Here is a 24942-nt window from a genome sequence, read left to right on the forward strand (position 1 = left end):
TTCATCGTTCGGATTTTTCTTCAACTAAAACTCTTTTGTCCCAGCCTCTTTTATTTTGCTATAGCAGAACGCTGTTTTTCTTCTTTTACGTACCAAATGAATTTCCCTGTATATCCGTAAACAATCGCCAAAATAATAGAGACAAAACTGAGCCACATAAACGGCAGATAAGCGAATGTAGAGATCCCAAGCGTTGTAGCTAGAAATACACCGTTATCCGTCCACGGAACCATTCCAGAAGTTAAGGTTCCCCCTACTTCTGAGTTACGGGCAAGCACTAGACGCTGTATCCTTAACTTATCGTAACTTTTCTCCATAATTTTCGGTGTTAAAATTAATGAAACATACATCGCACAACCAAATATATTTCCTAATAATCCAACGAAAATAGTAGAAGCCGTAACGTTTCCTGAATTGACAAGAATTTTTTCAAATTTAGATAGCAGGACTTCTAAGACGCCGAGCTCATCTAATAACCCGCCAAATCCTAGTCCAAAAATAATGACAATAATAGAACCGACCATGCTTAAAATTCCGCCACGATTTAATAGCTCACTTAAAAATGTGTTGTCGGTATTAATTTTAAATCCTTCATAAGCCGTATTAAATGCGCTCGCCACATCCATATGTTGAAAGACAACTGCCCATATAATTCCTAATAATGAACCAACCGCAATTGCTGGAAGAGAAGGTTTCTTTAATGCTAAAAGGACAATGACAGCCAAAGCCGGAATCAGCATCCACCCGCTGATGTGAAATGTATCCAACAGCGAAGATTTTAATTCTTCTACCCGTCCAGCATCAAAATCTTTTCCCCCATACATAAACCCTGTTACCGTAAATAATACTGCCGTAATGAGATAAGCAGGAATATCCAATACTAACATTGCTTTTACGTGATCGATAACGTTCACTCGGGCCATTGACGCAGATAAAATGGTACTATCAGAAAGAGGAGAAAGCTTGTCTCCAAAATAAGCTCCTGAAATCACGGCTCCAGCTACTAAAGGAAGCGGCATACCTAAGCCTTGTCCGATTCCCATCATCGCGATTCCGGCTGTACCAACCGTTCCCCAAGATGTTCCTGTTGAAATCGAGGTAATAGAGCAAATGATAAGTGTAGCAAGTAAAAAGAATGTTGGATTAATAAACTCTAATCCAAAATAAATAAGAGAAGGAACAACTCCTCCGGCAATCCATGTTCCAATTAACGTACCGACGGCTAATAAAATTAAAATAGCTTCTAAGCCGTTTGATATTCCTCTTGTAATGGCCCCTTGCAGCTGATTATACGTATACCCAAGTCGTACTCCTAGCGCCATAACAATAAACCATGAAATAAATAAAGCGAGCTGAATAGGTAAATCAAAAACAGTTGCAAATGAAATAACAACTGCTAAAAATAAAGCAAGCACAATCATTATTTCCCACATAGATGGTAAACGGGTTGTGTTCAAACTAGCTCCTCCTAAACTGGTATGTAGATTCTGGAATGTGGTATCGTTTAAGAGCAAAACGTCCTTATTTTTTAATTGTTCCTCTTACTGCTCCAACGTATGTATTTCTATGAGTACTTAAACAATAAACTGCATCTTTTTAAGAACATAAAATAAGGATACTTGCGTAAACAATAAGCCATTTTTCTTTTATCCAGTGGTCATAATACCATAAGATTGTGCTTTCTTACAAGACTCGTTATAAAGCGCTTTCTGTTTGTTTATACATTTTAATATATAAATATATTTTCATTTATTTTATTCAACGAAAAGAGGAAAGTAACATGAAAGAATATGCAACGTTTGCGGGAGGATGCTTTTGGTGCATGGTCGCTCCTTTTGATCAGCTTCCAGGAATCAGCAGTATCCGCTCGGGCTACGCTAGAGATGAACAAATCACTTCTGAAGCTTCTGCTCTTGTAAAAAAGGAAAACGAGTACGTAGAGGCTGTGCAAATTGTATGGGATCCTTCTCACATTACGTTTGAAGAACTGCTTAACCTGTATTGGCAGCAAATTGACCCTACGGATTCCGGCGGACAGTTTTCAGACCGCGGGCCGTCATATCGAGCCATTATTTTTTATCACAACGAAAAACAAAAAGAAGCGGCTTTCGATTCTAAAAAAAAGCTCGCCCAAAGCGGACGCTTTAAGCGTCCTATCGTCACACCTATTTTACCTTTTTCTTCTTTTTATGAAGCAGAAGAGCAGCAGCAGGATTATTATCGAAAAAACGCATTTCACTATAAATTATACAAAGAAGGCTCGGGGCGAACTGATTTTCTGACACAGCATTGGCCAAAGGACCGCTCTTACCTTAAAAAGGTCCTAACGCCCATGCAATATTTTGTTACGCAGGAAAACGGAACCGAACCTCCTTTTACAAATTTATATTGGAATAACAAAAAACAAGGAATTTACGTTGACCTTCTAACGGGAGAAGCACTGTTCAAAACGTCAGATCAGCTTCCTTCTCATACAGGCTGGCCCATTTTTAAGCGCCCTATCTTATACGGAAACATAAAAAAAGTGCCGGCGCAGCATTCAACAGCGCTAAAAAGCAAAGAAGGAGATAACTATCTGGGTTTACTTTTAACAGAAGAAAACAGCGAATACTATCAAGTAAATTCCGCGGCTTTACGCTTTATTCCAAAAGAGAAGCTTAAAGAAGAAGGCTATGAAGATTTTTTAATTTTGTTTTGATGCCTATACTTTTTTAAAAGGGTAAAAATAAGCGGTTACTTTCTTTGCGTAGTGTACAGTTAAATCATGATGGTCCGCCGGACGCAAAAAAGGCTGAGTGATGGAGTCTTCTCTTATTTCACACTCCCCTTTTTGGAGCTCCCAAGGATCATGATAAAGGTCTCCTCTGTAGACATTTCCTTGATGAGTGGTAAATAAGCAGTAGCGCTCTGTAAGCCAATGAGCTAATTCTCCTTTTCTACTGCGATAGGACGGAGAAATACCTCTATATGTAAGCTTTACTCGCTCTTTTTTTGAGTCTCTGTGCGTTCGAACTGACTGAAAAGAAATATGGTTATGAGTTTTGTTGAATGTCATAGCAGCGTGGTAATAAGGCAAGTGAAAAAACTGACGAGCAATCCATACTCCTAGTGGATTGCTTGCGTCTAAACTAAAAAAATAAACGCCTTTTTCCCCTTTATATGTAACATAGGTACGCACATTTAGCTCATATAGCCGTGAAAAGATGGGCACGGCGGGCGTTCCTTTAAATCGAATACCTGTCATCGTAAAAGGCACAAGTGCAATCCACCCTTGACCATCATAGGTGTCAGGCTCTAACTGACTCGGCAATAAAGAAGCCAAAAATGCCGGATCTACAGGCCAATGAATAAACAGTAAATCTTTCCACGTTTGTTTCATTATCCAATTATTTTCCACTTCTTGGTCCCTCCTTTTTCTAGATGTTCTTTCCCATTAATTCAGCGGCTGCCGATTTGCCTGACAAATATGCGCTCTCTAACCGTGAGTGATTCGTCTCGTCTTCCCTTCTTAAAAAAGCATCTCCTGCCACCAGTAGCGACGGCATAATTTTAGCAAAGGGCTGATGAAGAACTTGTTCAACCTCTGCATAGCGCCATTTCTTTAACTGAATGCTTTTAATATGATTTGCACCTATCCATTCGTTTATTTCATTTTTTATCTCCCGCAGCAACTCACGTTCATGTTCATCAACATGTTTTTCTGACCAGTCTTTATTCATATATATGCTAAGAACGGGCGTCTTTGATATTCCTTTTTGCTCATGATTAATGATTCTTTGGATTGTGCCAGATGGATTCGTGAGTTGACCATGATCACCAAACAGCGTCTCTGTGTAAAGCTCCACGATAGCAACCAAGCAAGGACTGAATTTCAGTGTTTTAAGAATAGATTGGTCCACCTGTAACCTGCTGTTATTAAGCATCTCAATAACCTGAGGAGACGGAGGTGTAAGAATGATATCAGTAGCTTCAAAAATCTCATTTTCTTCTGTATATAACTGATACCTTCCGTTTTGAAAATCAATGGCTTTAACTTTTCGATTTACATATACGCGTAGATCTTCAGCTAAATATTTAGCTAGCGCATTCATGCCATTCGGACTTTGATACCGAGGGTGATGGTCACCAAACCACTTCTTAACCTTTCTATCACCTATCCATTTATTTACGTCTTGTTGAAATTCATCGGATCTCACGGTAAAAAATTGAGCTCCGTGATCTGCTTTTCCATCCCCTACTCTTCGTGTAGCCATTCGTCCCCCTACACTTTTACTCTTATCAAGAAGAAAGACCTCTATTCCCTCTTTTTGTAATTCAGCCGCCGCTGTAAGGCCGGTCATTCCTGCACCTACTATGCCTACTCGTTTCATTTTTTCCTCCTTATTTAACTCATTTACTTACAGTATAAAAAAAGCGGAATCATTGAGCTAATTTAAACTGTCTTTTTCATTTACCTTTGCTCCTGCTTGTCTCAAAAAAATAGTCTACGATTCCTTTCAGCTTAATATACTTGTTGTATACAAATATATTTTTACCCGCTAGCACGTCTATAGATAGGAGGACCGTCACATGATGCTCTATGATATTAAGCACAAAGTATATTACGAAGTATTTAATACAGCTCGCCCTAAAATGAAGGACTCTCACCAAGGACGAAGCTGGGGATATGTTTATAAAAATCTCAATGGACAACCTACAAAGTTCTGGATTGACTTTACACACGGTCGTTTTATGTACTTTCAAGTTGAAGACAAGTGGTATCGCGTGCAATATTTGCAGTCCAATGATAAGAAAAAAACAGCCGATGTCTTTAAAGGCGCTCTCATTGATTTGATTTTAGATGGAATGGATCTCAAATTAGTACGAGGAAACTTTGAGAAGAGAAGACTCTTAGCTTTATAACACATAGAAAAACAGCCGTAAAAGCAGTCCTGCTTTTACGGCTGTTTAATTGTACGAGGAGTAATCAATATTTCAACCCTTCTATTTTTCGCTTGCCCCTCTGCTGTATTGTTAGATGTCACGGGTTTGAACTCTCCAAACCCTTTTGCACTGAACATGCTTGGATTAAGCTTATCGTTTTTTAAGATAACTTTCATAAAGTTAACTGCTCTCATCACGCTTAACTCCCAGTTGGATTCAAAACCAGCGTTCCGAATAGGTACGTTATCGGTGTGACCGCTAATAATAATGTTACGAGGAGGATCAATCACCAAAAGCTCTGAAATATCATTTGCGATTTTTGTATCTTCACTCCGAACTTGTGCTCTTCCCGAATCAAACAATACATTGTCTCGAATGGAAATTAAGAGACCTTCATCTGTTAGCGAAGTCTGCAATTGATTTGTTAAGTTTTTCTTTTGAATATACGCATTAATTTTAGATTGAATTTGCTGAAGCTCTTCTTGGTCAGCTTCTCGTATGGTTTGCTCCTTTTGTTCGCTCGTTAACGATTGTGAAGAAGCAGGAGACTGATTGGGGGCTGTCTCCACTTCATTTGTTTTTTCCGTACTTTTAGCTGCAGGAGTATTTGAAGGCTGAACCGCTTCTTCAGATTCCTGCAGAGATTGAAATTCCATCACGCCCGTTCCTCCAACGAATGCTTCATTAAATGCGCGAGAAAGGTTCTTAAATTTTTGCGCATCCACTGAGCTCATTGCAAACAATACAATGAACAAAGCAAGTAAAAGTGTAAGCAAATCTGAGTAAGGAAGCAGCCAGCTTTCGTCAACATGGTCCTCCTCGTGCTTTCGTTTTCTGCGTCTACTCATTTATGCCCACTTCACTTTCTTGAAGAAGCTTTTTACGTTCCGCTGTTGGCAAATAAGAAGCCAGCTTTTGCTCAATCACTTTTGGTGTTTCTCCTTCTAGAAGTGAAAGCACTCCTTCGATCATCATATACTTTACCTTTACTTCATGTTTCGATTTACGCTTTAGTTTATTTGCAAACGGATGCCATAGTACATACCCAGTAAAAATACCAAGAAGCGTAGCAACAAAAGCCGCGCTGATCGCATGTCCTAGCGTATCTGTATCTTCCATGTTCCCAAGCGCAGCAATTAACCCTATAACAGCTCCAAGTACACCCAGAGTTGGAGCATATGTACCTGCTAAAGCGAAAATACTTGCACCCGTTTGATGTCTTTCTTCCATAGCATCAATTTCTTCAGACAACACGTCTCGTATATAATCCGCACTTTGACCATCAATAGCTAAATTCAAACCATTTTTTAAGAAAGGGTCATCTACATCAATAATTTGGGCTTCAAGTGATAGTAACCCTTCTTTTCGAACAACTTGTCCCCATTCTGAAAACATGGATACTAAATCAACGGGCTGCAGCATTTTTTGTTCTTTAAACAGGACACCAAACAGTTTTGGGACTCTTTTGATTTCATTTGAAGGAAATGCAATCACTACTGCTCCGACGGTTCCGACAATAATAATTAAAATAGCAGCCGGATTTCCTAACACAGATGGATTAACCCCTTTGAAAAACATGCCTACAATAAGAGAGGCTATTCCTAAAATCAGTCCAATAAAAGATGTTTTATCCATATGTAATTCTCCTATCCTTAACTTCCTGTTCTTTCTTTTTGTGTATTTTATCCTCATCTTTTATTTCGACTATTTCATAGAATTTTTAAGCTTTTTATGAATCATATTTACAATTACATCTTTTCTCTATTATAAAAACACTTTTTTCAACTTTTCATACAGAATATCTGAAGGTCCAGCTATAATCGCTACAATTTGATTTTCCACATAAATAGCAGCCGTCATCTTATTATCAATATCAGCTAAAATTGCAAACCCGACGTTAATATTCAACTTTACTCACCTCTGTAACGTTGTTGTTTATTCAACATATAAAAAGAGCAGTCTTACCATTTATTTTTCCGTGTTTTATTGACATTTGTAAATTTTATATTAAGATTATGTAAATGAGTTGACAAAATGGAGGTGATATTATGCTACTAGAAAAATACTGTAAAGACACTGATTTAATGATTATCCAGTTTACAATCGAACTAACAAAAGATATTCACGCTAAAATCTCCGCACGTACTTTATTTTATGAAGAACAGGTGATACGTTATGCTGAAAAAAGAATACGTTCTTTCTTACATCCTCTTTCCCTTAAACATACGCTGAAATTTGTCTATCAATCTGAAATACTACAAACCATTCTATTCAAATTAAAACCAACTTTTGAACAGCAGCACGTACTGCGCTGTATTTCATCTTAAAAAGGAGTTCCCTTTAGCGGAAACTCCTTTTTGATTTGATTCTACGATATAGACGATATGTTTTTCTGATAACGTTTAAAAGCGGATACGGCAAGCGGATATGGTATTTATCAATAAACGGATAAAAGGTGTAATAAGCTTTTACAAGGTCTGTCCATTTTTTATCAATACCCTCCTTATAAAAGTCAGAAATATCCACCACATATCCTCTTCCATCTTTCATCATGACATTTTTGCCATGCACATCATACGGGTTTAACCCCTGGCTTCTTGCATAGTCCAAAGCTTTGTTCACATCTTTTATGACTTGTTCTGGAATCTTTATTCCCCGCTGTACAGCATCATACAAAGTAACACCTGTAAGTCTTTTTAAAATCAAGTACGTCTTTCCCTCATGAAAAAGTTGAGAATAAGCTGGGTGAACGCCCAGCTTTCTATACACTTGCGCTTCTTTTTTTACACCATAAACGTCTCTTCCGTATACTTTTACGACAAATTCAGGATAATTCTCGTGCGTAAACACACCGGCATAGTTTCCTTTACCAATAAGTACCCACTCTTTTGTTTTGTTCGTAACTTCAACTGGATCATAGTCACTTTCACTTTGAATCTTAACTTGCGTTAGTAATGATGTTTCAACTAGCGACACTAACTGTTTAATTGTTTTATCCATAGTCCCCTCTAAAAATCCTTCAGTAATCTCTATCAAATATTATCCTATGATAAATCTCAATGCAGGATGTGTCAATAAATTGACAGCCTGATATAAAGAGGGAAAGGATTCCCGTTCATTCAAGACTGCGTGTGAACTTTGTGAACATTCACATCCAGTTCTTCTTTCATATTCAGCATAACACCCGCCATCGGAGCAATAGGCTCGGGCTTAGTCAGTTGAAATAAAAAGCGCTTTGTCATTTCTGACAGAAAAATAGTTACTATTTCAGTGATATAGTCCATGCCTCTTTCCGCTTGATGCTCAATCCCAAGCGGCATATACATATAGCTTGGGACATCAATGGACCCTCCTTTTTCAAAACGGTCAGGTAAAAATTCACTTGGCTCTAAAAAGTAATCTTCATGGCGATGCATCATATAAGGGCTAATTAACATAATCTCCCCTTTTTTAATGCTGTAACCATCTATTTGTATATCTTCACGTGCTTGACGCCCAAATAGCCAAAGAGGCGGATACAGCCTCATGCTTTCAGCAATTATTTTGCGCATATAGGTCAAATTTTTGGTTGAAAGTGATTCACCGCTAGCATAGGCTTGAATTTCTTTATGCAGCTGAAGGTGCTCCCTAATATTTTGAGACAGTAAATGAATAGACCAGCTGCATACGTGCGTAATCATTTCATACATCGAAAGGAATATAGAATTTAGCTGTTCGTATATTTCTCTTTCATCGATGTCTTCCCCGTGAGAATTTAATACACACTGCAGTAAGTCATTTCCTTCGGTTTTGTTTTGAACACGCATTTGAACGCGTTCAAAAAGGAGTTGTTCTAGCTGCTCATCTGAGTCAGGCTGGTGCAAGGGTAGACGAATATAAATTTTGCCTAACTTTTCTTTTTTTCTCATAAGCGCTTGAACATAGTGAATTTTGTCTTTATCCTCAATCGAAATGCCAAATACAAGTTGAAGGAGTACAGCTACGACTATCTGTCTTATGTCTTTTACTATCGTTCGAAGCTGCCCTTCTTCCCACGTTTCCGTATGCTTTTCAATTATTTTTGCGATTGCTTCCTTATTATAAGTTAGATGTTGTTTAAGTTGTGAGGGTTGAATGGGGCTCATGTATAATGCTTCATCTGTCCATAACATTTCTTCACCCAGCAGCGTTTTAAACATATGCGTTAGTTTAATTTTTTGAAACGCCTTGCTGTTTGTAATGACTACATCTTTAATAAGTTGAGGGTCTCTCGTTACATAAAAGCGTTTGTGCGCAACTCTAAATGTTGCAATTTCTCCATACTGAGTCAAGTTTTCCAAAAAACCCAATGGGTTCTCTCTAAACTTTTGCAGGTGACCGGTAAGCTTATACGACGAGGGGCCCTGTATAACCGGCAATGTTATCACTCCTTTTCTAAAAATGCGGGACTTAAACAAATAAAAGAGTAGTCCACTAAAGACTACTCTTTTTCACACAAAGATATGCTATTGATTTTCACAAAAAATCTTACTTATTATTCCATATTGATCCATACGCTTTTCACTTCAGTGTAATTATCAAGCGCATAGCTTCCCATTTCACGACCAATTCCCGACTGCTTATAACCTCCAAACGGGCTTGCTGCATCAAATACGTTGTAACAGTTCACCCAAACTGTACCCGCTTTAATACCATGAGCAATATAGTGTGCTTTCTTTAAATCCTGTGTCCAAACGCCTGCTGCTAGACCATATGCTGTATCATTTGCTTTGGCAATCAAATCATCAAGATCGTCAAACGGCATAGCAGCTACAACCGGACCAAAGATTTCTTCACGAGCAATCGTCATCGAATGATCGACATCTGCAAAGATAGTCGGTTCTACGAAATAGCCTTGATCAAACGGTATGTTTCCTCCTGCGAGTACTTCCGCTCCTTCTTCAATTCCTTTATCAATATAGGTTTTCACTCGTTTTTGCTGCTGCGCAGATACAAGCGGACCCATTGTTGTCTCATCAGCTAATCCATTTCCTTGTTTAATAGATTTCGTTTGAGAAACTAAATCAGCTACGACATTATCATATAAGCTTTTTTGGACATACAGACGACTTCCAGCACAACATACTTGTCCCTGGTTAAACATAATACCTGAAAGCGCACCAGGAACAGCTTTTGTTAAGTCTGCATCCGGGAGGATAATGTTTGGTGATTTTCCTCCAAGCTCTAACGTCACACGCTTTAAAGAGTCGCTAGCTTGTTTCATAATTGCTTTTCCGACAGCAGTAGATCCTGTAAAAGCAATTTTATCGACAAGATCATGATGAACGAGCGGTTCACCTGCTGTTTTCCCGTAGCCTGGCACAATGTTTAGCACGCCTTTTGGGAATCCTGCTTCATCGGCTAGTCGAGCTAAGTAAAGTGCAGAAAGAGGCGTTTGCTCGGCTGGCTTGAGCACAATTGTACATCCAGTTGCCAAAGCGGCTCCGAGCTTCCAAGCGGCCATTAAAAGCGGGAAGTTCCACGGAATAATTTGGCCAACAACTCCTACTGGTTCATATCTCGTATAGTTAAAATACGCTCCTTGCACAGGAATAGTTTGTCCAACCATTTTAGTTGACCACCCTGCAAAGTAGCGGAAATGTTCGATGGCTAATGGAATGTCTGCATTTGATGTTTCACGAATTGGTTTTCCGTTATCAAGCGTTTCAAGCTGCGCAAGTTCCAATTGATGTGTTTCCATTAAATCAGCTAATTTATAAATAAGTCGACTTCTTTCAGCTGCTGACATCTTTGTCCAAGGTCCATGATCAAAGGCTTCTCTAGCCGCTCTGACGGCGCGATCAATATCCTCTGGATTTGCTTCAGCTACATCTGCCAACTTTTCACCCGTTGCTGGATTTACTGTTTCAAACGTTTTTCCTGAAACAGAGTCTACCCATTCGCCATTAATGTATAGCTGTTTAACTCCTTTTAAAAACTCCACTACTTTCGGACTCATTTCAACTTTTTTCGCTCCAAGATTTTGCATCAAATACATACCTCCCCACGAATTTTGAAAACGCTAACAATGAATATTTTACCATGTTATCTAGTAAAATCAACAATTTTGCATACAATATTCTGAATTTTTCTACATGCATTCTAGCTATCTAAAACTTATCTTACTAGTACAAATGTCGAAAGAGGCGAAACGTTTATTGTATTTCCTTTCACCGTACGGAGCGTTTTTGTTCCGGCCCGCTCGCCGTCAACAAGTAATCTCCACGTTCTGTTAGAAGGCAAATGAACCGTTTGAGCTTGTTTATTTGCATTATGAATCACCATTATTTCGTTTGCTTTATCTTTATTAGCTTTAGCATTTAACGTATAACCTACTACGTTTGCTGGTGCATCAACAAAGCGTAAATTTTGATGAATAGCCTGTGCACTCGTCATTCTAAATGACGAATATTGCTTTCGAAGCGCAATAAGTCCCTTCATGTAATTTACTTCTTGTCTGAAAGCTGCTCGGCGCTTCCAATCTAGCTGATTGACAGAATCGGGTGACTGATAGCTGTTATGGTCTCCGCCTTTTGTTCTCATAAACTCTTGACCTGCATGTATAAAGTTCATTCCTTGAGATGTTAAAATAATAGAAGAAGCAAGCTTGTGCATTTGCTTTTTCGTTTGCTCGGTGTCAGCAGGGTTCGTCAGCTGAAGCTTATCCCATAACGTATGGTTATCGTGCGCTTCTACATACGTAACAACTTGATCTGGATCTTCATACGTGGCAGTTGAACGATCATAATCAATTCCAGCTGCTATACTTTGCTGTATGAGCTTTTCTTGTCCTTGCTTTCCATTCACAAATCCGTTGTCATGATCAAAAAATACGCTGCCTTTAAGACCATCCCGCATACCGTCATTAAAGTGAGCGATGCGCTTCATATCCTGAGCGTTTTTCTGGTTAGCTTTGAGCTTAGCGTCAAGCTCGGTTCCTAGATCCCAGCCCTCTCCTAAGACGATAATGGAAGGATCAAGTTCATCTAACTTCTTTCTCACTTCATTCATTGTCTTTGTATCGTGAATCCCCATTAAATCAAACCGAAACCCGTCAATGTGGTACTCTTTTGCCCAATACGCAACAGAATCTACGATAAACTTCCGAACCATTTTCCGTTCAGACGCCGTGTCGTTTCCAACACCTGTTCCGTTGGATAGAGTTCCATCTTCTTTATAACGGAAGTAGTAGCCTGGAACTAGTTTATCAAAACTATGCTCACTCACTGCATACACGTGATTATAAACAACGTCCATTACCATGCGAAGCTGCTTGTCATGAAGCGTTTGAATCATTTGTTTGAGCTCAATAATTCTAGTCTTAGGATTATATGGGTTTGTTGAATAGGAGCCTTCTGGGACGTTATAATTTTTCGGATCATATCCCCAGTTAAACTGCGGCTCGTTTAATTTCGTTTCATCCACCGTACGATAATCGTAAATAGGCAGGAACTGGACGTGCGTTACACCTAAATCTTTAATATGACTGAGTCCTGTTTTTACTCCATTTGGTCCTTTCGTATTCCACTCCGCTACGCCTAAATATTTTCCTTTGTTTTTGATACCGCTCTCTTTTTGAGACGATAAATCTCGTACGTGCAGTTCATAGATAATGGCATCTTCTGGATTTTTAAATTTCGGCTTATTTGTACTCCACTTTTTCGGATTTGTTTTAGCCAAATCTACGACGACTCCGCGATCTCCATTGACCGTTGTTGCTCGTACATATGGATCAACCGCTTCATTCCAGACGTTCCCAATTTTTACTTTGTACGTATAAATTAGTTCATCTTGATTTCCTTTTAACTCCGCTTTCCACGTTCCTTTTTCACTTTTAGTCATAGAAATTTCTTTTAAAGCTTTCGAGTTCCATGACGAATAAGTCACTAGCTTGGCTTCGCTTGCAGTTGGAGCCCATACGCGAAAATTTGTTTGTTTCTTAGAATATGTGTTTCCTAAATCGTTTCCGCTATATGCATACTTTTCGTCAAATTCTTTCGTACGCACGACATTTCCATTGACTACATCAGCTGATCCGTATCCTTTTTGCTTAACTCTATACGTTTGTGTAACGTCCAAAGGCCGTTTTGTTATGATTTTAATTTTAGTAGTAACAGCGTCTCCTCCCTCTTTATAAGGTGTCACTTTCTCAATTTGAGCTCCGTCAATTTCAATGTCTCCTAAACTCTTAGAAGAGTCAAACGGCACGTTTGTTTCTAAGGTGATTTGATTAAATGTATCCATCGTCGCCTTCATGATTTTCCGAGTGAGATCTACTCCAGCTCTATCGTAATAAATTCGATTTTGCCCTTGAACAATCCATACTTCTACATTCCCATCTTTACCAACCTTGGTAATAAAGCGGTTTCCTCCGTCTTTATTTTCCCAATCGCTGTCACTAGTAGAATGGCGTACAATAAAACCAATTTTGTCAAATAAATTACCACTTCCACTGTTAATTGTGTAAGTTGCTTTCTTCCCAAAATTCGTGTCTTCCGTAAATTCGATTTGCTTGCCTTCTTTTTCATCACCTGGCCATGCCCAAATGTTCCACCCGCTATAATCTCCATCGTACCGATGATAGTTTAAGGTAACGTTTACTTTATCAAATTCCGGTAAATCTCGATATTCACCGTCAGGAGGAGACGTATATGTATGTTCATCTCCACTTTTTACCCATACTTCTCCTTCACCGTTCTCCACTGAAACGAAGCGGTCTCCTCCATCTTTTTCCCACGACTCTGTTCGTACAATAAAACCTACTTTGTCATAAGTACCGGGTAGTTCAACTTCCGCTACTTTTCCAAATTGATCTTCCCCTGTAAATGCGTAAGGCTTCCCTTCTCCTCCTTCAGGAAAAACCCATAATCCCCATTCTTTTGTATCGTTTGAAGCAGGCTGATAGTGAATCGTGAGTTTTGTGGTATCCGCTGCAGATGCAAACGATTGCATAAACGGGCTAAAAAAAGAGCTTACTAGTAAGAGTAAAGCCGTCAGTACCATTGCATATTTAGTCCAACTACGTTTCAATTAAAACCCTCCCGTAAAATAAAGTACGTACACATTTTTCACTATAACCTTTTTTGAAAGCGTTATCATAAGTATTTTTTCCTATTTTATGCGGATAAAGAAAAAAAATCCATAGTTAACAATGTTAACTATGGATACCGTATCTCTTTTACACTTCTGCTGTTTCAGGTGAGATGGTTTGATCGTTGTATACGTTTGTATCTAACTCTTTTGTTAGTTTACTAGTTACGACTCCGGCTGTCATGCTTCCACTTACATTAAGTGCCGTACGTCCCATATCAATCAGTGGTTCTACTGAAATTAATAAGCCTGCTAGCGCTACGGGCAAATTCATAGAAGATAATACAAGTAAAGCCGCAAATGTCGCTCCTCCGCCAACCCCTGCTACGCCAAACGAACTAATTGCTACAATGGCAATCAACGTGAAAATAAATGAAGGCGTTAAAGGATCAATACCTACCGTTGGTGCAATCATAACGGCTAACATAGCTGGATATATTCCAGCGCATCCGTTTTGACCGATTGTAAGACCAAATGAACCTGCAAAATTCGCAATTCCTTCTGGAACCCCTAACTGTCTTGTTTGTGTGTTAACATTCAAAGGCAATGCTCCAGCACTCGTACGAGAAGTAAAGGCAAACGCCAATACAGGAAATACTTTCTTAACATATGTGATCGGATTTACACCGATGATTGTTAGAATAACTAAGTGAACGATAAACATAGCTGCCAATGCGACATATGATGCTACAACAAATTTTCCAAGTTTAACAATTGCATCAATATCACTCGTTGCTACTGTTTTGGTCATAATTGCAAGTACCCCATAAGGAGTTAAACGAAGAATTAGCGTCACTACACGCATGACAATTGCATAAAGCGTATCAATAATTTTTGAAAATAACGCCGCTTCCTCAGCTTTTTTACGCTTCACGCCTAAATACGCAATTCCAACAAATGCGGCAAAGATGACAACGCCAATCGTGGAAGTTGATCGTGCGCCTGTTAAATCAAGAAACGGGTTAGCAGGTAATAATTCTACTACTTGCTGCGGAATTGTTTTTGCTTCTAAACTAGATAAATTGTTTTCCAAGTCCTCTCCGCGCTGAAGTTCCGCTTCCCCTTTTGTGATTTGGACAGATTCTAAATTAAAGCTCGTTGTTGTAAAAATACCAATTGCAGCTGCTATCGCTGTTGTGACAAGCAAAATCCCAATAATTAAACTACTAATCTTTCCAATATTGCTCGTCAATTTCAAACGAGTGAATGCCGCTACAATCGATACAAATACAAGCGGCATGACAATCATTTGAAGAAACTTCACATATCCGCTTCCTACAATGCTAAACCAATCGGCGGTCGCTATCGTTACTTCATGAGTCGGACCATACACCCACTGAAGAGCAAAGCCAAAAATAATCCCTAGGCCAAGCGCCGTGAACACACGCTTTGAAAATGATACATGTTTTTTCTGCATCATAAACAGCCCCGCAAGCAGTGCCAGCATAATAAGGATGTTTAGAATGACTAATAAGTTATTCATAGATGTTCCCCCTGTAATTTTTCCATAATTTATGTCTCTATTACTTATAATACAACAATACCAATAAGTCAACTAGGTTTTATGTTTTTTCCTAAAGACAGTTTTTTTGAATAATTTTGACAAAACAAAAAAGCTAAGGATTTTCCTTAGCTTTCTATTTTACGCTTGTATGTACTTCAGTGGTCTTTTGCTCCGTTACCAGAGATGGCCTTTCTTTCATCAGACCGGATGTACTACAATTCATATATAGGATTACATTTCATATAATTCATTTAGCCATTTTACAAACAAATGTCTGGGTAATTCTAGTTCGTGAAGCTCGACATATTGAATATCAGATAGCGTCGTTCCTCTAGCCATATAAAAGTACCACTGCCAGCCAATATCTTTAGCAATGGCATAGGATTTAGCTAGATCTTGCCTATTATCTGTCTGCTGCATATCATTCATCCACTGCGTTTCATCCGCTTCATACTCATAATAATGGAGAGTATATTTATCACACCAATACGCAAGGTCTTGATGGGAAAACGGATTTTCTCCGTCACATACTTGAAGCAATAGCATTCTTAAATTTTCCGGTGTATACGGTAATATAATTTTTTGATCTGCACGTCTCATTTTGCTACCTTCCTGACATGTTCGTTTCTTTTATTACATCATGTACAGCTGCGTTTAGCAATAAGAAATGGATGACGTTTTCATTACTTTTCGTTTACAACATTTCATTTGCTTGCAAAAACCGCCGTATCTTCGACATACAGAGGCAGTCGGATTTTAACAATCGTCCCTTTTTTCTGTTCACTCTCAATCTGCAGGGTACCGTGATGATCATGAATAATTTTAGAGCTGATTGTTAATCCAAGCCCCATTCCTTTTTCTTTTAAAGTAAAAAACGGTTCTCCTATATGTTCTAGACGGTCTTTAGAAATTCCTACTCCTTCATCTCTAACTTCTATAAAAATATGGTCATCCTGCGCTGTTTTGATTGTGATATAAATATTTCCAGGCTTATCCATGGCTTCAATTGCGTTTTTAAAAACATTAAGTAATACTTGGATAAGGTGATTTTTATTTCCATATACACTAGCGTTATTTGTTTGTTCATCGTATAAGAAGTCAATATTTTTCAATAAAGCTTCATGGGAAGTTAGACTCATTACATACTTAACCGCTTCTGTAAGAGAAAACACGCGAAAATGTTCACTTTCAGGTTTTGACAACAGGAGCATTTCACTAACAATACCATTAATTCGTTCCAGCTCATCAAGCATGATATTAGCATACCCTACCGCGGATCGGTCTGTTTCTTTCATGAGCTGAACAAACCCTTTAATACTCGTAAGCGGATTTCTAATTTCATGGGCAATTCCAGCAGCTAATTCGCCTACTACAGAAAGCTTTTCCTTTTTTATCAGAAGCGCTTCTGCAAGCTTTTGCTGAGTGATATCTCGTCCAATCGTAATAAGAGCTTTTCTTGAGCCATCATCAAAAAACACAGGTACTTTAATGACGTCAAATGTTTTGACCTCGCCGTTTGGTATTTCAAATGCTTCTTCCATGCGTACCTTTTCCTTTTTTCTCCAAGCTTCTTCATCCGATGAAATACAGTGTAAGAAAGCCGCTTGAAAGAAAGGCACAAGCTCCCCAAGCTCTGCATCGGTTTTACCCCTGTAATCAATACCCTTTAAATGATAAAGTTCTCTTCCAAAATCGTTCACCGCCACCCATTTGCCAGCTCCATCTTTAAAACAAATAAAATCTGGCATTGAGTTTATTAATGTAGCAAGCTGATACTGTTCATCAGACACCTGGGTATAAACCGAACGCTTATGAAGTAAATAAAACGTGCCAGCCGTTATGCCCACTAGTAAACTATCTTTTATCAAACTGCTAAGAGCATATGCTCCTTTAAAAAATGCCATTGTTTGAAAGACGGTGTACACCCCTAAAAGCAGAAGACCCGTTACCGCCGCTGCTTTTCGTACACCCTCCCTATTTTTTATCAATATTTCCCACCAGCCTTTGTTTTTTATGTGAATACTCTCTATGTTTCATCAATTAAGTTCTGAATATTCTTCTTACTTTTAAACTAGTTTACCTTATTTTTTTATTCTTATCTAATACCTTTTCTTATTACTTTTGACACAGTTTCTTTTATCCTCTTTATTTGTTTCCGCATTTTCATTTTATTTGAATTATTTTCTCTATTAAAATAGGAATTTAGATACGGAATATCCTGGAACATTTAGGTAATAATACTCTTTTTTGTATTTTCTTAATATTGTAAATTCGAATAGTACCAACTACATCGATAAATTTAGGGGGATTTTAATGAAAAAAACCGTGATTTCTTTGGCTGTAGCCACAAGTTTGACTTTATCTTTTACAAGTGTACAAGCTTCTACTTCTGCAAATGCTTCTCACCATCAAAGTTCTGAACAAAAAGTATTAAAAAAAATCAATGCTGAGAAAATTTATCAAGACATTGCGTATCTCTCAAAAAAATCTCGTGTGGCAGGAACTGAAGCTGAACGCGAAGCTGCTACATTTGTTCAAAAGCGTTTGTCTAAACTAGGCTATGAGAGCGAAGTGGAACCTTTTACCTTTACCGGTTACACACCAGCAGCTAGTTTTTCACTAAGCGTAAACGGTACCGGCTACTCTCCAACAACTTTTACTTATAGCACCAATGGAAATGTCACAGCTGAAATTGTCGATGGAGGGCTGGGTACAAAAGATAATTTAGCAAACAAAGATGTGACAGGTAAAATTGTATTAGTTCAGCGAGGCACTATTACTTTTGGTGAAAAAGTATTAAATGCTGCTGAAAAAGGGGCTGCAGCCGTCATTATTTTTAATAATACAGACGGTGAGCTAAACGGAACGCTTGGCGGCGCTAATGATAACTACATTCCGTCTCTTGCTGTTACCAAAGAAGAAGGTGAAAAGATTCTTACTTCTATTCAAAAAGGCGAAAAGCCTTCAGGTACAGTAAAAATTGAAGGAGCTGTCGTAAGTGAGCGAACATCTTATAATGTAACCGCTGCTAAACCTTCTACTTTTAAGAAAAAAGGAACAAATGATATTATTGTAGTAGGTGCTCATCATGATTCTGTGGCCGGAGCACCTGGGGCAAATGACGATGCTTCTGGAACAGCAATGGTGCTTGAATTAGCTCGCGTATTTAAAACTCTTCCTACCGATACAGAACTGCGATTTGTTACATTCGGGGCTGAAGAAGTAGGCTTACTAGGATCCGAGCATTATGTTAGTGAGCTATCTGAAAATGAGAAAAATCGTATTGTTGGAATGTTTAATTTAGACATGGTAGGAAGTCGAGATGCGGGAGATTTGGTGATGAATACAGCTGATGGAACACCAAATCTTGTCACAGAATTAGCTCAAGCTTCAAGTACAAGATTAAATGGATCACCTACGCCATTCCAAGCTGGCGGCCGCAGTGATCACGTTCCTTTTGCAGAGGCAGGAATACCGGCTGCTCTATTTATTCACAGTCCGTCTGAACCTTGGTATCATACGCCTGAAGATACCCTTGATAAAATAAGCAAAGAAAAACTTCAAGATGTGGCTGAGATTGTTGGAACAGCTATTTACGATCGTTCCCGTCCAGACCAACAAGGTTCTTCCGTTAAAAAGAAAGCAACATTTAAAGCTCCTCATCTTTATCACGAGCAAGATGTTAAATAAGAATCTATCCCTGTTATTCATACATGACCAAAAAAGAGATGTTTATGCATCTCTTTTTTTGATAAGCAGATTTCTCAAGGTTTTAAATCCATTATGCTACAATTATTATAGAGGAACCTCACTTATTGCTTACATAAAAATTTTGAACAAAAGAGGTGTATTTTTTGGATTTTACGGTAGACCATTCAATTCTCTTATTATCCATTCTCCTTGTCATAGGGGTACTTACTGCAAAGTTCTCTACTCGCCTTGGGGTCCCTTCGCTTGTACTCTTTATTATTGTAGGAATGGTTGTTAGCCACTACATCTACTTTGACAATGCTCTTTTAACACAAGGATTCGGAATATTAGCGCTTATCATTATTCTTTTTGATGGAGGCGTGCAGACCAAATGGAAAGATGTTAAGCGCGTTGTTCGCCCTTCCGTTTCATTAGCTACTTTCGGAGTCCTCATTACGACAGTTTTAACGGGTGTACTTGCCAAATATATTTTAGGTGTTACTTGGCTTGAAGGCTTTTTATTTGGGGCAATCGTTGGCTCTACAGATGCCGCAGCCGTGTTCTCTGTACTAGGGACACAGAACATCCGCCAAAAACTAAACTCCACGCTAGAAGCAGAATCTGGTTCCAACGATCCGATGGCCATTTTCTTAACCGTTTCTATTATTGAATTAATTCAACATCCAGACTCTCCTATCCTCTCATTAATCTTTAATTTCTTTTGGCAAATGGGAATCGGGCTGGTACTTGGTTTAGTACTTGGAAAAGCATCCGTTTGGATTATTAATCGAATTAATTTGGATTCTTCTGGGCTTTACCCTGTGCTTACATTGTCATTGGCCGCCTTAACCTATGGAATTTCCACATTTGTAGAGGCAAGCGGTCTACTTGCTGTATACGTAATGGCAGTGGTAGTAGGAAATGCAGATCTAACTTATCGTCACACAATTGTCCGCTTTAACGAAGGTTTTGCATGGATGATGCAAATTTTAATGTTTATTTTACTCGGCCTTCTTGTCTTTCCTAATCAACTGCTAGATATCATTTGGCAGGGTATACTGTTATCTCTTTTACTTATGTTTGTCGCTCGTCCACTCGGCGTATTTCTTTCGATGATGTTTGCTAAATACTCATCCAAAGAAAAACTGTTTATTTCTTGGGCCGGTTTAAAAGGAGCTGTTCCAATTGTATTGGCTACTTATCCTATGATGGCAGGTTTGGAGAACAGCACGCTCATTTTTAACGTCGTTTTCTTTGTGGTCTTAACTTCCGCTCTTCTTCAAGGAGCAACAATCGCTCCTTTAGCCAAATTTCTAAACCTTTCTCAAGGTGAAAAAGAGACGGTTCCTCACAGTCTCGAGCTTGTTTCGATGGGCAAAACCAAAAATGAAATGATTGAGTTGAAGCTCGTGGAACATGCAGATATATCAGGTAAATCGCTTGAAGAACTTCACCTCCCTGAAGACATTTTAGTGACTGCTGTTATTCGAGATGATAAATTACTTACACCTAGAGGAAATACACAAATTTTTGCAGGTGATACATTATATATTCTTATTTCGAAGAAAAAACGAGATAAAGTAAAAGCATTTTTCCAAAAAAATACGTCTGATGGGGACGAAAGAGAAGGAAAAACCAGTTAAAAGATTAGCTAAAGCTTTTACTAGAAAAACAGCACCCGCTTATTGAACGGAGTGCTGTTTTTGCTGTTGCATCAAATAAAGAGATTTATAATTGGGATGATGTTTTAAAAGTTCTGAGACCGTTACAAATTTATACCCCTCTTCTTTTAACTTCGGTAAAATTTGTTTTAATGCTTCAATGGTTTGAGTTCGATCTCCTCCCGTATCATGAAACAATACAATATCTCCTGACCTGGCATGGTTAAGCACTTGACTTACAATTTTACCGACGCCTGGATTTCTCCAATCAAATGTATCTTGATGCCAAGACCAAAGAATAATCGTATACTGCTGATTTTTAGCAGCTTTTACTACCCGATCGTCATAATAACCAGTAGGTGGACGAAACAGGTAAGGTTTTATTCCTGTAATAGCTTGTATACGTTCATCGGCTTTTTCAATTTCTTGTTCAATTCTCTCTACTTCCTGGCCCCTTACTTTCAAATGGCTATATGTATGATTAGCAAGTTCATGACCTTCACGAACTTCTCTTTGAGCAAGCTTGGGAAATGACGTTATTCGATCGCCGACTACAAAAAAAGTTGCTTTGGCACCGTATTTTTGCAATAAATTTAAAATAGTCGGCGTATATTTAGGATCTGGTCCATCATCAAATGTAAGCGCAATTAACTTCTCATCTTTCATGGGAACTTCCCACACGATATCTCCTTTTCTTTCATAATAAAATCTGCTCTTCTTTGCAGCATCCACCTGAATACCGTAGAAATTAATGGAAACAATAATAATAATTGACAAGCACCATTTCACTCAATGACCTCCTTTTTTGTCTAGGTGTGATTCATGCGTATTGTCAATAAACGCTTTAATACCAACTGCAAATAATCGTTCATCACCCAAACACACGCGCTGTTGACGGCGATTAGCTGCAGAAGTTGATTTACGGTTTTTCATAGTCTTCTCTCCATTACTAATTGATTGTGTTTTTAGCTTTACCAAAAAGTCAAAAATAAACCTACGGGTTCTAACATGGCGAAAACATTTTTATATAGTAATTACACGCTGTCTAGCGTTTTGAATAGGAGATATATACATGCGAAAATTTTATTTAGCGCTTCTGTTAATGATAAGCGGAACCATGGTTATACTGCCTTCTGTTAAAGCAATCAGTGAAAGCAACGAGAAACATCAGCAGCTCACCGTAAGCGAACAAGGATATTCTCTTTCATTGCCCGGTGAATATACGCTTCAAAAAGAAGAAGATGGAAAAGATATTCTTTTTTCAACCAAGACTCCCTATACGTGGATGCGAATTGAAGTCCTTTCCGGGAAAGAAAGTACAAGCACACCATATCTAGATCGTTCAAAAGAATTGTTTGATGACCAGTTTGGAAAATCGTTAAAAATTTCTTCTACATCCCCATTTATTCAACCCGTTGTGTTTGCATCTATGTCTGGGAGTAAAAAAGAAACGGCAAAACTATATGTATTAAGAGAAACAAAGGGGCACCCTGCTTTAAAAATCACGATGGTTACGGCTAAAAATTCCGATGATGAAAAAAAGTTAATTTCAATTGTTAACTCAGTAAAAACGCATGAATGAAAATAGATAAGGAAGCCAGCTATGAAAAAAAAGATATTTCTTGTTTGTTTTATATGTTTGATGAGTGGCTGTTCAACTGCTTTTCGCGAAGAGCTTATCAACACACAAAAAGAAATTCCAAGAGAACGCTTGCCACAGCAAAACTTCACCTATCCTTACAAAGGAAGCAGCAGAACAGATGTAGGTTATCTTAAAAGAAGCAGTAATCAAAACTATACGCTTTACGTACTAGAAGGATACGAGTTTACAGAAGAAGAGCCCCGAAAAGATGTCATTTACAATAAAAAAAATGATGCTTTGTGGATGCGGATTGAAGTGTTTCCCTCAAATAAAAGTGTAGAGGAGCTGAAGAAAGAAACAAAAGAAATTTTAAGAGCTGGCTTTTCGGAAGTGGCTTCCCTTGACACGCACCTCATTCAATCTAGCTTAGAGATAGAAGCTGCGTACAAAGCGTCCGATGATAAAAGTAATGCATACGGCTTTCTTGTTCGAAAGCAAAATCAACACCCTACTTTCCGATTAACGATCTTTGCTCCTAAATCCGAAAGGGATTTAACTCCGTTTTTGGAAATGGCGAAAACACTTCAAAATGCATAAAACAGAAAAAAAGTCGGTTTACAAAGTGTGTAAACCGACTTTTTCTTTATTTCATATCTAACAGTTTGGTTTTTAAATCTTTTTCCATTTGATACAGCTCTGATTCTGCCTCGGTACGCTTTGTACGCCCTTCTTCTTGTATCTTTAGTACTTCTTCTAACGTAGTAATCAAGTCGGACTGCGTTTTTTTCAATGTTTCGATATCGACAATCCCTGCCTCGTTTTCACGAGCTACTTCAATTGTATTCTGCTTGAGCAGCTCTGAATTTTTAGTAAGCAAGTCGTTTGTTGTCTTAGATACTTGTTTTTGGGCTTCCATTGCTTTCTTTTGGCGCAATAAAGTGGTTGCGATGACTACTTGATTTTTCCAAAGTGGAATAGCTGTTAAAATAGAGCTTTGAATTTTTTCCACAAGGGTCTGATTGACTTCTTGAATTAATCGAATCTGCGGTGCACTTTGAATGGCAATTTGACGGCTCAGCTTTAAATCGTGCACTCGTTTTTCTAGCCTATTGATAAATTGATTTAAATCATTGACCTCCTGAGCCATCAAGTAGTCATTTTTTTGAGAGGCTGTTTGCTGCAGCTGGGGCAGCGTTTCATTCTGCAGCCCCACTAACTTGTATTCTGCCGCTGCAATGTAAACGTTAAGCGCCTCATAAAACTGTTTATTTTTATCATATAAGCTATCTAACATTGTAATGTCTCGATACAGCATTTGTTTTGAGCGCTCTAACTTATCTGCAATTTTATCAATTTCAACATTAATGCTTTGATATTTTGTTAATAAATTTTGAATAGGCCTAGAGACTCCTGAAAACAATCGACCGATGACTCCTTTTTTCTTTGAAGAAAAGTCATCGGGATTTACTTGGCGAATCTTACTCATCAAATCTCCTATAACGTCTCCTACTGGTCCTGTATCTTTCGTTTGAACATGCTGTAGTACAGATTGGGAAAACTGAGATAGTTCTGACTGAGCTGCTACCCCGTACTGTAAGATAGCCTGCTGATTTTTATAATCAATTTGATTTGCGATTTTCTGTGCTTTTTCCTGATATTCCGGTGTCAAATCATCGTATGTGCTTCTTTTTGCAGCGCGAGTATCCGGTTGTTGTAACTGCGGGGTAGGCGAAGCAAAAGGATCATCAAGCAGCGCATCTAACGATTTATTTTGATCATATTCTTTCATCATAAAATCCCATCCTTTGCATTTACATTACTTTGTGCGATTAGTAGCTGTCGGTATATACGGCTGCTCTTCTTCAAATGCTTGCTTTAGCACTTTAAGCTCTACATCTAATGTCAGCTTATCTTGTGAAAGAGCATTTGTTAATAAATGCTCATACTTCCCTGATAACCCGCGCAGCATGTCTTCCGCTTCATGAAGACTTTCTTTTACTTCTATGCTTTTCGTTGGTTTTGATAATAAAAACATATACCTTTCAATGACGGTAACCGTTGATTGTAAGTAGTTCGTAAAAAAGGGCTGAACATCTTTATATCGTGCGGGCTCTTTTTCTACCATTTCAATGATGCTTTTGCCTACTTTGTATAGTTTAGAAAGTTCTGTCCACATATGAACAGACCGAATTTTAAAACGATAGCTTCCAATGGTTCTTAATTGCTTTCTTGCCTCTTTTACTTGATGACGCACGTATGCAATTTCTTCTCTATATGGATTTTGATAATGACGTCGAGCACTGCTCATAATAAAAAACAGGCTCATCACGACCATTACTCCTACACTAATGCCAACGGATTGAATCATCGTGGTACTGAATCCAAAATAGCTGACCGGAACGGCTACTGCTCCTGTTACCCAAATGGCAAGAATCTTTTTTATGATTCGAACGACTTTCATCGCTTTCACTCCT

The 24942-nt window shown here is 38.4% G+C and carries 24 protein-coding genes; 7 read left to right on the plus strand and 17 right to left on the minus strand.

Features of this window, described 5'->3' with window-relative positions:
- Positions 1–50: 50 nt before the first annotated feature.
- A complete protein-coding gene (gene nhaC, locus ACWATA_RS14275; protein WP_028413606.1) occupies positions 51–1457 on the minus strand; it encodes a Na+/H+ antiporter NhaC in 1407 nt (468 codons plus the stop codon).
- A 323-nt stretch (positions 1458–1780) separates the two neighbouring features.
- Between nhaC and msrA the strand changes: the two genes are divergently transcribed.
- A complete protein-coding gene (gene msrA / locus ACWATA_RS14280; protein WP_154991419.1) occupies positions 1781–2698 on the plus strand; it encodes a peptide-methionine (S)-S-oxide reductase MsrA in 918 nt (305 codons plus the stop codon).
- Between the two features lie 3 nt (positions 2699–2701).
- Here the strand turns inward: msrA and ACWATA_RS14285 are convergent, their stop codons facing one another.
- Both ACWATA_RS14285 and ACWATA_RS14290 read right to left on the minus strand, forming a co-directional pair.
- Positions 2702–3397, minus strand: a complete 696-nt coding sequence (locus ACWATA_RS14285; RefSeq protein WP_115653705.1) for a YqjF family protein — start codon at positions 3395–3397, stop codon at positions 2702–2704.
- A gap of 19 nt (positions 3398–3416) precedes the next feature.
- A complete protein-coding gene (locus tag ACWATA_RS14290) occupies positions 3417–4370 on the minus strand; it encodes an NAD(P)/FAD-dependent oxidoreductase (protein WP_154991421.1) in 954 nt (317 codons plus the stop codon).
- Between the two features lie 199 nt (positions 4371–4569).
- Between ACWATA_RS14290 and ACWATA_RS14295 the strand changes: the two genes are divergently transcribed.
- A complete protein-coding gene (locus ACWATA_RS14295) occupies positions 4570–4902 on the plus strand; it encodes a hypothetical protein (RefSeq protein WP_043982072.1) in 333 nt (110 codons plus the stop codon).
- Between the two features lie 35 nt (positions 4903–4937).
- On the opposite strand, the gene motB is transcribed toward ACWATA_RS14295, so the two are convergent.
- The 3 genes from motB to ACWATA_RS14310 all read right to left on the minus strand — a co-directional run bounded on the left by motB (position 4938) and on the right by ACWATA_RS14310 (position 6831).
- Entirely contained in the window at positions 4938–5771 is an 834-nt protein-coding gene (gene motB / locus ACWATA_RS14300; RefSeq protein WP_014460419.1) for a flagellar motor protein MotB, read from the minus strand.
- Positions 5764–6558, minus strand: coding sequence for a flagellar motor stator protein MotA (motA, locus tag ACWATA_RS14305; RefSeq protein ID WP_013056745.1), 795 nt, complete (start codon positions 6556–6558; stop codon positions 5764–5766). Before motA ends, motB begins: the two co-directional genes overlap by 8 nt.
- A 129-nt stretch (positions 6559–6687) precedes the next feature.
- Positions 6688–6831, minus strand: a complete 144-nt coding sequence (locus ACWATA_RS14310) for a hypothetical protein (protein ID WP_014460421.1) — start codon at positions 6829–6831, stop codon at positions 6688–6690.
- Positions 6832–6971: 140 nt separating this feature from the next.
- Between ACWATA_RS14310 and ACWATA_RS14315 the strand changes: the two genes are divergently transcribed.
- Positions 6972–7250 carry a hypothetical protein gene (locus ACWATA_RS14315; protein WP_014460422.1) on the plus strand — a complete coding sequence of 93 codons (279 nt, stop codon included), beginning with the start codon at positions 6972–6974 and terminating at the stop codon, positions 7248–7250.
- Between the two features lie 13 nt (positions 7251–7263).
- On the opposite strand, the gene ACWATA_RS14320 is transcribed toward ACWATA_RS14315, so the two are convergent.
- From ACWATA_RS14320 to ACWATA_RS14350, 7 genes are all read right to left on the minus strand, one after another.
- Positions 7264–7923 carry a serine/threonine-protein kinase gene (locus tag ACWATA_RS14320; protein WP_033578788.1) on the minus strand — a complete coding sequence of 220 codons (660 nt, stop codon included), beginning with the start codon at positions 7921–7923 and terminating at the stop codon, positions 7264–7266.
- A 119-nt stretch (positions 7924–8042) separates the two neighbouring features.
- Positions 8043–9329: a cytochrome P450 gene (locus tag ACWATA_RS14325; protein WP_080963438.1), complete on the minus strand. Its 1287-nt coding sequence runs from the start codon at positions 9327–9329 to the stop codon at positions 8043–8045.
- 107 nt (positions 9330–9436) lie between these two features.
- The gene (locus tag ACWATA_RS14330; protein WP_013082880.1) at positions 9437–10930 is read right to left on the minus strand and encodes an aldehyde dehydrogenase family protein; all 1494 of its coding nucleotides are present in this window, start codon (positions 10928–10930) and stop codon (positions 9437–9439) included.
- Positions 10931–11058: 128 nt separating this feature from the next.
- Complete coding sequence (gene pulA / locus ACWATA_RS14335; protein WP_315942253.1) at positions 11059–13944, minus strand: type I pullulanase; 2886 nt, start codon at positions 13942–13944, stop codon at positions 11059–11061.
- Positions 13945–14119: 175 nt separating this feature from the next.
- Complete coding sequence (locus ACWATA_RS14340) at positions 14120–15514, minus strand: L-cystine transporter (protein ID WP_034269283.1); 1395 nt, start codon at positions 15512–15514, stop codon at positions 14120–14122.
- Positions 15515–15766: 252 nt separating this feature from the next.
- Complete coding sequence (locus tag ACWATA_RS14345) at positions 15767–16135, minus strand: hypothetical protein (RefSeq protein ID WP_013056739.1); 369 nt, start codon at positions 16133–16135, stop codon at positions 15767–15769.
- A gap of 104 nt (positions 16136–16239) precedes the next feature.
- Positions 16240–17523: an ATP-binding protein gene (locus tag ACWATA_RS14350; RefSeq protein WP_033578786.1), complete on the minus strand. Its 1284-nt coding sequence runs from the start codon at positions 17521–17523 to the stop codon at positions 16240–16242.
- A gap of 325 nt (positions 17524–17848) precedes the next feature.
- On the opposite strand from ACWATA_RS14350, the gene ACWATA_RS14355 reads away from it, so the two are divergent.
- The gene (locus tag ACWATA_RS14355; RefSeq protein ID WP_033578785.1) at positions 17849–19225 is read left to right on the plus strand and encodes a M28 family peptidase; all 1377 of its coding nucleotides are present in this window, start codon (positions 17849–17851) and stop codon (positions 19223–19225) included.
- Between the two features lie 164 nt (positions 19226–19389).
- Entirely contained in the window at positions 19390–20868 is a 1479-nt protein-coding gene (locus ACWATA_RS14360; RefSeq protein ID WP_033578784.1) for a potassium/proton antiporter, read from the plus strand.
- A 39-nt stretch (positions 20869–20907) separates the two neighbouring features.
- On the opposite strand, the gene ACWATA_RS14365 is transcribed toward ACWATA_RS14360, so the two are convergent.
- A complete protein-coding gene (locus tag ACWATA_RS14365; protein ID WP_033578783.1) occupies positions 20908–21675 on the minus strand; it encodes a polysaccharide deacetylase family protein in 768 nt (255 codons plus the stop codon).
- Entirely contained in the window at positions 21676–21819 is a 144-nt protein-coding gene (locus ACWATA_RS14370; RefSeq protein ID WP_013056734.1) for a hypothetical protein, read from the minus strand.
- 139 nt (positions 21820–21958) lie between these two features.
- Here ACWATA_RS14370 and ACWATA_RS14375 point away from each other — a divergent pair, with 139 nt between their 5' ends.
- Both ACWATA_RS14375 and ACWATA_RS14380 read left to right on the plus strand, forming a co-directional pair.
- Positions 21959–22468, plus strand: coding sequence for a hypothetical protein (locus ACWATA_RS14375; RefSeq protein ID WP_033578782.1), 510 nt, complete (start codon positions 21959–21961; stop codon positions 22466–22468).
- 21 nt (positions 22469–22489) lie between these two features.
- Positions 22490–23065: a DUF8580 domain-containing lipoprotein gene (locus ACWATA_RS14380; protein ID WP_033578781.1), complete on the plus strand. Its 576-nt coding sequence runs from the start codon at positions 22490–22492 to the stop codon at positions 23063–23065.
- 46 nt (positions 23066–23111) lie between these two features.
- Here the strand turns inward: ACWATA_RS14380 and ACWATA_RS14385 are convergent, their stop codons facing one another.
- Together ACWATA_RS14385 and ACWATA_RS14390 are read right to left on the minus strand one after the other, a co-directional pair.
- A complete protein-coding gene (locus tag ACWATA_RS14385) occupies positions 23112–24260 on the minus strand; it encodes a toxic anion resistance protein (RefSeq protein WP_033578780.1) in 1149 nt (382 codons plus the stop codon).
- A 24-nt stretch (positions 24261–24284) separates the two neighbouring features.
- Positions 24285–24929, minus strand: coding sequence for a 5-bromo-4-chloroindolyl phosphate hydrolysis family protein (locus tag ACWATA_RS14390; RefSeq protein ID WP_033578779.1), 645 nt, complete (start codon positions 24927–24929; stop codon positions 24285–24287).
- Between the last annotated feature and the right edge of the window lie 13 nt (positions 24930–24942).

It is taken from the genome of Priestia sp. USM5 (genome assembly GCF_058323215.1).

Excerpts from the sequence above, each read along its gene's own strand:
- msrA (WP_154991419.1), top strand. The coding sequence starts at position 1,781 with ATGAAAGAATATGCAACGTTTGCGGGAGGATGCTTTTGGTGCATGGTC.
- ACWATA_RS14290 (WP_154991421.1), bottom strand. The coding sequence starts at position 4,370 with ATGAAACGAGTAGGCATAGTAGGTGCAGGAATGACCGGCCTTACAGCG.
- ACWATA_RS14295 (WP_043982072.1), top strand. The coding sequence starts at position 4,570 with ATGATGCTCTATGATATTAAGCACAAAGTATATTACGAAGTATTTAAT.
- motB (WP_014460419.1), bottom strand. The coding sequence starts at position 5,771 with ATGAGTAGACGCAGAAAACGAAAGCACGAGGAGGACCATGTTGACGAA.
- motA (WP_013056745.1), bottom strand. The coding sequence starts at position 6,558 with ATGGATAAAACATCTTTTATTGGACTGATTTTAGGAATAGCCTCTCTT.
- ACWATA_RS14315 (WP_014460422.1), top strand. The coding sequence starts at position 6,972 with ATGCTACTAGAAAAATACTGTAAAGACACTGATTTAATGATTATCCAG.
- ACWATA_RS14320 (WP_033578788.1), bottom strand. The coding sequence starts at position 7,923 with ATGGATAAAACAATTAAACAGTTAGTGTCGCTAGTTGAAACATCATTA.
- ACWATA_RS14330 (WP_013082880.1), bottom strand. The coding sequence starts at position 10,930 with ATGCAAAATCTTGGAGCGAAAAAAGTTGAAATGAGTCCGAAAGTAGTG.
- pulA (WP_315942253.1), bottom strand. The coding sequence starts at position 13,944 with ATGGTACTGACGGCTTTACTCTTACTAGTAAGCTCTTTTTTTAGCCCG.
- ACWATA_RS14340 (WP_034269283.1), bottom strand. The coding sequence starts at position 15,514 with ATGAATAACTTATTAGTCATTCTAAACATCCTTATTATGCTGGCACTG.
- ACWATA_RS14345 (WP_013056739.1), bottom strand. The coding sequence starts at position 16,135 with ATGAGACGTGCAGATCAAAAAATTATATTACCGTATACACCGGAAAAT.
- ACWATA_RS14355 (WP_033578785.1), top strand. The coding sequence starts at position 17,849 with ATGAAAAAAACCGTGATTTCTTTGGCTGTAGCCACAAGTTTGACTTTA.
- ACWATA_RS14370 (WP_013056734.1), bottom strand. The coding sequence starts at position 21,819 with ATGAAAAACCGTAAATCAACTTCTGCAGCTAATCGCCGTCAACAGCGC.
- ACWATA_RS14375 (WP_033578782.1), top strand. The coding sequence starts at position 21,959 with ATGCGAAAATTTTATTTAGCGCTTCTGTTAATGATAAGCGGAACCATG.
- ACWATA_RS14380 (WP_033578781.1), top strand. The coding sequence starts at position 22,490 with ATGAAAAAAAAGATATTTCTTGTTTGTTTTATATGTTTGATGAGTGGC.
- ACWATA_RS14385 (WP_033578780.1), bottom strand. The coding sequence starts at position 24,260 with ATGATGAAAGAATATGATCAAAATAAATCGTTAGATGCGCTGCTTGAT.
- ACWATA_RS14390 (WP_033578779.1), bottom strand. The coding sequence starts at position 24,929 with ATGAAAGTCGTTCGAATCATAAAAAAGATTCTTGCCATTTGGGTAACA.